Source organism: Rhodopseudomonas sp. (assembly GCF_048594845.1).
In the GTDB taxonomy this organism is placed as follows: domain Bacteria; phylum Pseudomonadota; class Alphaproteobacteria; order Rhizobiales; family Xanthobacteraceae; genus Rhodopseudomonas.
This window is the reverse complement of record NZ_JBMDXE010000001.1, coordinates 1-5,729: the sequence shown is the minus strand read 5'-3', so window position 1 is coordinate 5,729 and position 5,729 is coordinate 1. Positions and strand designations below refer to the sequence as shown.

The 5,729-nt window shown below is 63.1% G+C and carries 5 protein-coding genes and 2 pseudogenes; 5 read left to right on the top strand and 2 right to left on the bottom strand.

Features of this window, described 5'->3' with window-relative positions; translation table 11 throughout:
- From ACOJTD_RS00035 to ACOJTD_RS00025, 3 genes and pseudogenes are all read left to right on the top strand, one after another.
- Nucleotides 1-288: pseudogene (locus ACOJTD_RS00035) on the top strand (RraA family protein); the annotation flags it as partial.
- A 41-nt stretch (nucleotides 289-329) separates the two neighbouring features.
- Nucleotides 330-1,205, top strand: a complete 876-nt coding sequence (locus ACOJTD_RS00030; protein ID WP_420130904.1) for a fumarylacetoacetate hydrolase family protein — start codon at nucleotides 330-332, stop codon at nucleotides 1,203-1,205.
- A gap of 127 nt (nucleotides 1,206-1,332) precedes the next feature.
- Nucleotides 1,333-2,106, top strand: a complete 774-nt coding sequence (locus ACOJTD_RS00025; protein ID WP_420130903.1) for a TetR/AcrR family transcriptional regulator — start codon at nucleotides 1,333-1,335, stop codon at nucleotides 2,104-2,106.
- 23 nt (nucleotides 2,107-2,129) lie between these two features.
- On the opposite strand, the gene ACOJTD_RS00020 is transcribed toward ACOJTD_RS00025, so the two are convergent.
- Nucleotides 2,130-2,750, bottom strand: a complete 621-nt coding sequence (locus ACOJTD_RS00020) for a flavin reductase family protein (RefSeq protein WP_420130905.1) — start codon at nucleotides 2,748-2,750, stop codon at nucleotides 2,130-2,132.
- Between the two features lie 105 nt (nucleotides 2,751-2,855).
- Nucleotides 2,856-3,080: pseudogene (locus ACOJTD_RS00015) on the bottom strand (FAD-binding oxidoreductase); the annotation flags it as partial.
- A gap of 147 nt (nucleotides 3,081-3,227) precedes the next feature.
- Here ACOJTD_RS00015 and ACOJTD_RS00010 point away from each other — a divergent pair.
- Complete coding sequence (locus tag ACOJTD_RS00010; protein ID WP_420130902.1) at nucleotides 3,228-4,568, top strand: Rieske 2Fe-2S domain-containing protein; 1,341 nt, start codon at nucleotides 3,228-3,230, stop codon at nucleotides 4,566-4,568.
- A gap of 125 nt (nucleotides 4,569-4,693) precedes the next feature.
- A complete protein-coding gene (locus tag ACOJTD_RS00005) occupies nucleotides 4,694-5,587 on the top strand; it encodes an IclR family transcriptional regulator (RefSeq protein ID WP_420130901.1) in 894 nt (297 codons plus the stop codon).
- Nucleotides 5,588-5,729 lie beyond the last annotated feature (142 nt).

Below are 5,729 nucleotides of genomic sequence, written 5' to 3'. Positions count from 1 at the left end.
GGCGCCGCGGTCCCGACCCCGCGCGGCAGCGGGCGCAGCAGCAAGCGGGCGTGCCGGCGTCCGATCGAGATCGACGGCATGGTGAACGAGCTCGGCGACCTGATCGTAGGTGACGGCGATGGAGTGATGTCGGTGCCGCGTGAGCTTGCCGACGGCTTGCACGGCACGGTCGTCCAGAAGATCGAACTGGAGAGCCGCGCCCTCACCGACATCGTCGCCGGCAAACCTTCGGACCGGTCCTGGGTCGACAAGGCGCTGCGGGATCTCGGCTGCGATTTCGAACAATGATCCGGCCATCGTCCGCCGCTGCAACATAGACTGGAGTCATCATGCGTTTCGTTCGTTATCATGCCGATAGCGGCACCCGGCTGGGCGTCGTGGACAAGGACCGGGTGGTGGACGTCTGGGGCGATCGCCCGGACGCGCCGCGTGACGTCGGCGATCTGGTGCGGAGTGGTGAAGAGGCGATGAGCTTCGCGCGCGGCGTCATACGGGAGGGCAAGGCGCGGGCCGTCGGCCCGCTCAGCGGCATCGCATGCGCGATCCCGGTGGAGGCCTCGCGAAAATTTCTCTGCCTCGGCCTCAACTACACCGATCACGTCGCCGAATCCACGCACCCAGCGCCGGAATATCCGATCCTGTTCATGCGGGCGCCGACCTCGCTGATCGCTCACGGCGAGGCCATGATCCGGCCATCCGCGTCGGACAACCTCGACTACGAAGCGGAACTCGCCGTCGTGATCGGACGGACGATGCGACATGTCTCGCCGGCACAGGCGCTGGGCGGCGTCGCGGGCTACGCGTGCTTCAACGACGGGTCGGTGCGCGACTATCAGAAGCATTCGATACAGTGGACGATGGGCAAGAACTTCGATTCGACCGGCGGCTTCGGTCCAATCTTCGTGACGGCCGACGAATTGCCGCCGGGCGCGTCCGGGCTGAAGATCGAGGCGCGGGTCAATGGCGAGACGCGGCAGTCCAACAACACCAAGAACATGATCTTCAGCGTCGCCGACAGCATCGCCTATATCAGCCGGGGCATCACACTCGAACCCGGCGACGTCATCGCGATGGGCACGTGCTCGGGGATCGCGGCCGCGTTCGACCCGCCGAAATGGCTGCGTCCCGGCGACGTGGTCGACATCGAAATCGAAGGGATCGGGATGTTGCGCAACACGGTCGCCGACGAAACAACGACGAACTGACGCGATCTCGCCCACGACCCACGCACCGCCGGCCGCGGCGCGTCGGTCCGGATCGGCCCTTGCCCGGCGGCAGGCGACGCCTTAGAAAAGTTGCTCTTCGAGGCTGAGCGTTTCCGCCGAGGCATTTTTGAGCAACGACCTTCTTCGCGAGCGCGTCCCGGAATTTGTCAACGAGCGCCGCCGTCAGCAGCGGTCGGTTCAAACGCGCGAGCGCATTCTGGAAGTCGCCTACAAGGAGTTCGCCCAACTCGGTTTCGACGGCACCTCGACGCGTGTGATCGCCACCAAGGCAGGGGTCAATCACCCGCTGGTGACGTATCACTTCAAAACCAAGGAAGGGCTGTGGCGCGCCGTCATGACGGTCGTCGGCTCGAACTTCACCGAGAAATGGCAGAGCGAACTCGCCAAGGCGGAAACCTCGGACGGCGTCACGAAGCTGCGGCTGATCCAGGAGAGCTTCGTCCGCTTCGCGGCCGCCCATCCGGGTTACCACTGGCTGATGGCCAATGTCGGCGACCGGCCAAATCCGCGCCTCAAATGGCTGCTGGGGAATCGCAGCAACAAGTACTTCGCCGACATTGCCGAGCTGATCAAATCGGCGCAGAAGCAAGGCCGCTATGTCGACGGCGACCCCTATCACTTGCAGTATCTGTTCATCGGCGCCGTCACGCGTATCTTCATGCAGGCGGCTGAAGCCGAGAGCGTGATGGGTCGCTCGCCGTTCGCGGCTGATTTCGTCGAGCAGCACGTCCGGCTGTGTTGCTCGCTGTTCTTTCGCGACCCGCCGGCCGGCGTCAAGGCGGCGCGGCCGGCGACCAAGAAGGCCGCAGCCAAGCCCGCGCCTCATAAGAAGTCGTCGACGAAGCCCGCGGCCAGGACCAGGCCCGCGAAGCGAAGCTGATCCGCCGCACTCCGGCGGTCCGTTCAGAGATCCAGGACCAGCTTCGACGACTTCGCTCCCGAACAGCAGATCATCATCGTCGTGTTCGAGGCGCGCTCGCGGTCGGTCAGTACCGCGTCGCGGTGGTCGGGGATGCCATCCAGCACCGCGACCTGACACTCACCGCAGATCCCGCTCTCGCAAGATGAGTGCGCCGAATTGCCCGCGGCCCGAAGCGCCTCCAGAATTGTGGTGCCGGTCGGAACCGTGACGCTGGTCCCCGAGCGGGCCAGTTCGACGATCAATTCCGTCGTGACGCCGAGATCCTCGACCGGCTTGAAGCTTTCGACGTGCACACGCGCCGCCGCAATCCCGGTTCGCTGCACGGCGGCCTCGAAGGCCGTGAGCATCGGTTTGGGGCCGCAGCAGTAGAAGTGCGATCCCGCCGGCGCGCCGTTGATCAGCCCATCGAGATCGAGGAAGGCTTCGTGCTGATCGTCGAACCGGAGCACGACGTTGCGGCCGAAGGCTTCGAGATCGGTCAGAAACGCCGCCGTTTCGCGGCTGCGCGTGCAGCAATGCAACTGCCACCCGCGACCAAGCGACTTCAGCCGATGCGCCATTGACAGCAACGGCGTGATCCCGATGCCGCCGCCGATCAGCACGGAGTGAGGCGCATGCTCGTCGAGCCCGAACAAATTGCGCGGGAGCGACGCGACGATCCGGTCACCGACCTGAACGGTTTCGAAAAGATAGCGCGAGCCGCCCCTGCTCTCGCGATCCAGCGCGATGCCGAGTTCGTAGCTGTCGTGATCGTCCTGCGAGTTCATCAGCGAATAGCTACGCGACAGATTCGGTGTGAGCTGCAGATCTATGTGCGCGCCTGCCGTAAACGGCGGCAGCGGAGTGCCGTTCGCGGCCGCAAGCACGAAACGGCGCACGTCTCCGGCTTCACGCTCGATGCGCGCAACGCGCAGTTCGATCTTGTCGGTCATGTTGTTGTCGCCTCCCAAACCTTCCCGCGTCGTTGCGCAGGTTCGGCTTTCATAGTATCATTCCAAATACGGAAAAGAATTCCGTTTTTGAAAAATAACAAAATCGCCGGGCTGGCCCGCGTTTCCCGCCCGGCTAGGGAGAAGACGATGCTGTCACGCGAAAACAACGAATTGATCTGTCGCGTCGGTCCCGGAACCCCAATGGGCGAACTGATGCGCCAATATTGGATTCCGGCTCTGCCCTCCGCCGAGTTCCTAGAACCGGATGGCCCGCCGAAGCGGATGCGCCTGCTCGGCGAAAACCTGGTGATGTTTCGCGATTCCTCCGGGCGCATGGGCGCACTGGAAGAATCCTGCCCTCACCGCGGCGCCAGCCTGTACTTCGGCCGCAATGAAGAGGGCGGCCTGCGCTGCGCTTACCATGGCTGGAAGTTCGACCGCACCGGCAAGTGCCTCGATACGCCGACCGAAGCGCCGGAGCGGCAGCAGTCGTTCTGCGCCAAGATCAAGGCACGGGCGTTTCCCTGCCACGAAGTCAACCACATGATCTGGGTCTATATGGGATCGCGTGATACGCCCCCGCCGTTTCCGCAATTCGAGATCAACACACTGCCGCCCGATCACGTTCAGATCCCCAGGATCATGGGCGAAGAAGCCAACTATCTGCAGAACATGGAAGGCGACCTCGATTCGGCGCATCTCGACTGGGTGCATCGCCGGCTGAACGAGGACAGCCCCAAGCCCGAGAAGGGCATCCGTGGCTTCTGGAATCCCACCAAGCGTCCGCCGATCCTCGACGTCGTGCCGACCGAATACGGTGCCTACTACTCGGCGAAGCGTATCCTCGGCGACGGTTCGGAATGGCATCGGGTCAACCAGTTCATCTTCCCGTTCCACACCATGATCACCACTGGCGACGGCACCATCAACCTGCGCTCCTTCGTGCCGGTCGACGACGAATTCACCATGCTGATCTCGCAGACCGGCAGCCCGCTGGGGCCGATCTCGGACAACATCAAGGGCGGTGACGAGTTTTGGGAAGAAGTCGGCGGCTATGTCGATCGGACCAACGATCCGAAGACCTACTTCCTGACCAAAGCCAATCGCAGCAACGATTACGGCCGCGACCTCAAGGTCCAGTCCGAGACGATGTTCTGCGGCATTCCGTTTGTCGGCAATCTGCAGGATCGTGCGATGACCGAACTGATGACCAACGAAAAGGGCGAGCCGATTTACGATCGCACCAAGGAGCATCTCAGCGCTTCGGACGCGATGATCGTCACCGTGCGGCGGCAGCTGCTGAATGCCGCGAGCCGGCTGCGTGACGAAGGCATCGCGCCGCCGAACGTGGAGGATGTCTCGCTCGACAAGGTGCGCTCAGCCTCGCTCCGGCTCGAAGGCGGGACCGAGTGGAAAGCTCGCAGTGCCGAAGCCAGGCAGGTCCAAGAGGGTAAGGCGGCGGCCGCCGAAGTGCCGTTAATCGTCTGACAAATACGGGTCGGCGGCGGGTGCAACGCCCGCCGACCCGCTCCGCTGTCCCGGCCTCGTTTACATCTTGATGTTGGCTGGCTAGGGTCCGCCGCGGATGGGCCGCGCGGCAACGGAGGCTGAGGTTGGGACGCAAGAAGCTGGCGGGTCGAGCGAGCGAGCGGAAAGAAGATGCATCGACGGCGGCAGGTGGGCGCGTCGAGTTCAACCGTGCCGCAGCGCGGGCCCTCGACATCCTGACGGCATTCAACGGCGGTGATCAGTTTCTCGGCAATGTCGAGATCGCAGAACGCACGTCGATTCCCAAGGCGACGGTGTCGCGTATTACCGCAACGTTGACCGAGCTCGGCTATCTCAATTTCGATCGGCAGATCGGCAAGTACGAGATCGGCCCCCGCGTTCTTGCGCTGAGCTTTCCGTTGATGTCCAAGCTCCGCGTGCAGACACACGCTCGCCAGCGCATGGATCAACTCGCGCGCGAAGCGAACGCGGTCGTCGGTCTTGCGATCCTCGATGATTTGAATGTGGTCTTTATCGACACGGCCGTCGGCGACCACCAGCATTTCCGCGAGGCTCAGGTCGGCTATCGGGTACCGGTGGCGTTGACCGCAATGGGGTGGGCCTGCCTGTCCACAATGAACGGTATGCGGCGCGCCGAAATCATGGAAAGGTTGGCAACGGCCTATCCGGGTCCCACCGTCATCAGCAATATCGAGCGTGGCATCTCCGAGGTCTGGGAACGCGGCTTCTGTATTTCGATGGGCGCTCTCGATCCGGGATCCAACGCCATCGGGGTTCCCTACCTGCACCCGGATGGCCGCCACGTGCTGGCCTTCAACATGACGGCGCCGAAAACCATCTTGACCCGGAAATCGATCGAGACCGTGTGGGGACCGAAGCTACTCAATATGGTTCGTGAAATTCAGGGAGTCGCACTGCCAGCTCCGGCGTCGGGCTTTCACTCGAACGCCTCGATGCCGCGCGATCGCACGCGCCCTTCATCGCCGATGATGCGGTAAGCAGACTGTTCGCCATCTCGTCACCGAATCAATCCCAGAATATCTCAATGCATCGCCTCAAACCGGAGTTAGAAGGGACATCTCCGAGATCTGATGAGGTCCGCTTCTGGCTCAATTGGGCCGAAGAAGCCGGGCAGAGCTG

Excerpts from the sequence above, each read along its gene's own strand:
- ACOJTD_RS00030 (WP_420130904.1), top strand. The coding sequence starts at position 330 with ATGCGTTTCGTTCGTTATCATGCCGATAGCGGCACCCGGCTGGGCGTC.
- ACOJTD_RS00010 (WP_420130902.1), top strand. The coding sequence starts at position 3,228 with ATGCTGTCACGCGAAAACAACGAATTGATCTGTCGCGTCGGTCCCGGA.